General features: G+C 63.5%; 2 protein-coding genes. Both read left to right on the top strand.

What is annotated here, in order from left to right; all coding sequences use genetic code 11:
* The first annotated feature begins 971 nt into the window (after positions 1 to 971).
* A complete protein-coding gene (locus AB0J09_RS58510; RefSeq protein WP_360711894.1) occupies positions 972 to 1,370 on the top strand; it encodes a tyrosine-type recombinase/integrase in 399 nt (132 codons plus the stop codon).
* Between the two features lie 155 nt (positions 1,371 to 1,525).
* Positions 1,526 to 3,832, top strand: a complete 2,307-nt coding sequence (locus AB0J09_RS58505; protein WP_360711891.1) for a site-specific integrase — start codon at positions 1,526 to 1,528, stop codon at positions 3,830 to 3,832.
* Positions 3,833 to 3,977 lie beyond the last annotated feature (145 nt).

The raw sequence follows: 3,977 nt of genomic DNA, 5'->3' as shown, positions 1-3,977 counted from the left end.
GATCCGCACCCACGCCTTGTCGGTCAGCTCACCACGTCGCACCACGATCGACCATTCAAGCGTGCATGTTGATCATTTGTCAGACACTCCCTAGCGCGGCTGAAGGATGAGGTGGCACTGGTGTGCGGGCACGCTCGACATCGCCCTGTGCGGTGCCATAACTCGTACACGGCATCTGACCTGGTCTTCTATGCTCAGCGCTCGTGTTTCTATCTACGCCTCCTGTACCTGCTGATGGTCCGGTTGTTCGGCTGGTTGAGCCTCCTCGTGCGAAGCGATGCCTCCAAGGATGTGGAGATTTTGGTGCTGCGTCATGGCCTGCCAGTAAGGATCTTGTTATCCGGTATGTGCTGCGCTTCTGACCGATCAGAACCCAAATTCTGCCCGGTCCCCGAACGTGCATCGCCGCAGGTCAACGCCCCCCGATGGCAGCGTGTGAGCCAATGCGGCCAGGGTGGGCTCCTCTCCGTCCCCAGCCGAAACCGCGCTCTGGCTGCTCGACACACGCACCCTGCGTGACCTGAGGACGACGGCCCCGGGATGTACCTCATTGCAGCACTCTTACCGACAAGCCGGCTTGGAGCTCTCATCGTGACCGTTCTCGGCGTGACGGGCACCTCATCGCGCTCTTTGACGCTCCAGCTCGGGGGCTCGAACCGGATCGCCGATGGCTCTATGCCGTTGTCACGGACATCCTGCAAGAGGGCCTTGATGGTTTCATCCACATACGCCTCAAAGGACTGCTCCTCGCGCCGCAGAGAGGCTGCCGAGTTTGACTGAGATAGCATGACCACGAAGCGTAGTCACATCGACACGTCGCGGTGCCGCGACGCGCCCTTAACGACCCGAGGTGCTCTCCGCATGCCTGGTTCTTCTTTGAGCCCGGGCTGAGCTCGGTCAACTTGGCCTACGTGAAAGAAGAGATCATCATCCTCTGACCTGCTGGAAGGGTCCTAGAACCCTAGATAACGATGGGCCAGGGTGTCCCGCGAAGCCGGAATCAGCCGCTGTGGTGGACGCTTCGGCGGCCCTGGCGGCCACTGAACTACACGGCGGCCCGGGCCATGTTCAACCGCGCCAACGAGATCCTGGGGTCCAACTGGAGCCTGCATGATCTCCGGCATACGGCGTCCTTCCGCATGGCCAACGATCCGGACATGTCGCTGGTCTACGTCCAACACATCCTTGCGCACAGGCAGTTGACCGCGACCCAGAAGTACTTGACCCCCTCCCGGGACGAGGTCATCGCGGCCGGGATCGCCCACCACGCCCGCCAAGAGCAGCGGCGCAACACCCCGTCGGTCAGCCCGCCGGCACCGGCCTACAACCAGGAGGCCCTGGACGTCCTGTTCGGGCGGAGGCCCAGGTGACGATCACCACTGGTCCTCTCCTCGCCCCGTCGGTCCGGGCCGTCAGGAGTCTGGCTGGCGGAGAGATCGAGACTTACCTGCAGATGTTTCCGCCACGGAGCCCGGGAACCGACTGGGCCACCACCAGATCCTCCCATGAGGAGGTTCTCCACAGAATGGATCAGCCGCCGTTCAAGAACGGCAAGGACTCCACCCACTTGATGCGGATGGTCGGTGCGCGTCTGCTGCTGCGCTGGCTGGAGACCTTCGAGGGCGAGACCTGGCAGCAACGCTGGAACGCCAGCCCGGGTGCCACCACCTCGATCGGCTGGACTGAGGCTCCCCTTGCCTGGGGAACCGCCCACGGCAGGAAGCCGCAGAGAGCAGGTCTCGGGTCCGGACTGCTGGCACTGGTCTGCGCCGATGTCATCCGCCTCAGCATGGCGTGGCTGGCCAGCAGTTTGTCGCCCCACCTACGTGGGGCCATCGAAACCGCCCGCGATCCTAAGGGATTCACTGACCTGCGTAACGCCCGTATGCCCGGGCAACCGGACCAACGGCGCACCTCGAAGGCACTCAACGCCCTTGCCCGGATCCTCGCGGCGAAAGGCGGCGGCATTGACGACATTGTCGTCGGCGATGTCCTCGAGCTGCTGTTGGCGGCCACGCCAACCTTCACGAGGCACGCCCGACTCGGCTACGCCCTGCTGCAGAGCCGTGGCCGATTTCCCCCAGATGCACCCAAAACGCTGCGAAGCATCGAAAAGCGCGCCGGACAGGCGAGCCCCGCCCAACTCGTCGACAGATTCGACCTGAAGTGCAAGCCGATTCGCGACCTGCTTGTCAGCTACCTGACTGAACGCCAGCCCTCAATCGACTACGTCACGTTGATGCAGCTGTCCAGGAACCTGGTCGGCTACTTCTGGGCCGACCTGGAGAGGCACCACCCAGGGATCGACAGCCTTCACCTGGCCCCGGAGGTGCGAGACGCCTGGAAGGCCAGGATCGCCGTCAAGACCGTCAAGCACCGCATGCCAAATGGCGCAGTCGCCACGACAACGGAGCCCCGCATAGCAGCCTTGATGATCAGAATGGCGGTGCGGGGGTTCTACCTGGACATCGCCCAATGGGCTTTGGACGAGCCCGAGCGTTGGGGGCCGTGGGCCGCCCCGAGCCCAGTGACCGAAGCTGATTGCTCCGCCAAGAAGGCCGAGCAGGAGGTCCGCGCCAGATCCGACGCCCGCACCCGGGAGAGGTTGCCCGTGCTGCCCGCGCTGGTCCAGGCAGCTGCCCGCCGGCTTAAAGAAGCCCGGGAGCGACTGCAGGCATTGGAGGCGGCTAACCTTGGAGCCACCATCACGGTGCTCGGTGAGAGCTTCACCCTGCCCCGATTCACTGACCGCGCTGGCGGAAAACCTTCAACAGTTGTGGACGCCACAGGAACGCAGCGCGACCTCCGAACAGAGGAAAAGCTGGCCTTCTACGGCTGGGCGACTGTGGAGATCCTCAGGCATACCGGGATGCGCATCGAAGAGCTCAAGGAGCTCGGCCACCACAGCATCATCAGCTACAAGCTGCCAACCACTGGAGAGGTGATACCGCTCCTGCAGATCGCGCCGTCCAAGTCGAATCAAGAGCGCCTCCTGCTGGTCAGCCCCGAGCTTGCCGACGTTCTCAGTGCCGTGATCAGCCGTGTTCGCGGGCATGACGGCAGGGTGCCGAGCATCCCGTCCTACGACCTGCACGAGAAGGTGTGGAACCCTCCCATGCCGTTGCTCTACCAGTGGTCTGTGGGCGGTGAGAACAGGGCAATCTCCATTGCTACGATCCGCCAGTCGCTCAATATGCTGCTGGCGGATACCGGCATCATCGACGCCAGCGGACAGCCCCTGACCTTCCAGCCGCACGACTTCCGCAGAATCTTCATCACCGACGCCATCCTCAACGGCCTGCCGCCGCACATCGCCCAGGTCATCGCAGGTCACACCAACATCAACACCACGATGGGCTACGCGGCGATCTACCCCGCAGACGCCGTCGAAGCCCACCGCGCCTTCATCGCCCGGCGCCGCGGCCTTCGACCTGCCGATGAGTACCGGGCAGTGACCGATGAGGAGTGGCAAGAGTTCCTCGGACACTTCGAGAGGCGCCAGCTGGCCCTGGGGCAGTGCGGCCGAGCATACGGAAGCAGCTGTGTCCACGAGCACGCCTGTGTTCGATGCCCGGTACTGATCGTGGGGCCAGGCGAACGGCCTCGCCTGGAAGAGATCCGCGAGAATCTCCACGCCCGAATCGCCGAAGCCGAACGCGAAGGATGGCTGGGCGACGTCGAGCAACTGACCGTCAGCCTCGCCGCTGCCGAGGACAAGATCAACCAGATTGACGCCAAGGAGCGACGGAAAAACTCACCGGTGTTCGTCGGTATGCCACCGATCAGTCAACTCGTAGTTCGGGATGCTGAGAACAGGGACAAGACGGACTAACTACAACGCAACCGGGAGGTGAGCGGACCCCTGCGCGGTAGTTCAGAGAAGGCAAGTACTTCAAGTAGTGTGAGCGGCTACTTGACGCACAGTATCTGGGGGTCCGTACGACATGTTGGGCAGGTCGGGTACGGCGGAGCGGCAC

The organism is Nonomuraea sp. NPDC049784 (assembly GCF_040659615.1).
GTDB lineage: Bacteria > Actinomycetota > Actinomycetes > Streptosporangiales > Streptosporangiaceae > Nonomuraea.
The sequence above is the reverse complement of the archived record's forward strand: the minus strand, read 5'-3'. Positions and strand labels throughout refer to the sequence as shown.

Bases quoted from the DNA above. Each gene is read 5' to 3' on its own strand.
- AB0J09_RS58510 (WP_360711894.1), top strand. From the start codon at position 972: ATGGGCCAGGGTGTCCCGCGAAGCCGGAATCAGCCGCTGTGGTGGACG.
- AB0J09_RS58505 (WP_360711891.1), top strand. From the start codon at position 1,526: ATGGATCAGCCGCCGTTCAAGAACGGCAAGGACTCCACCCACTTGATG.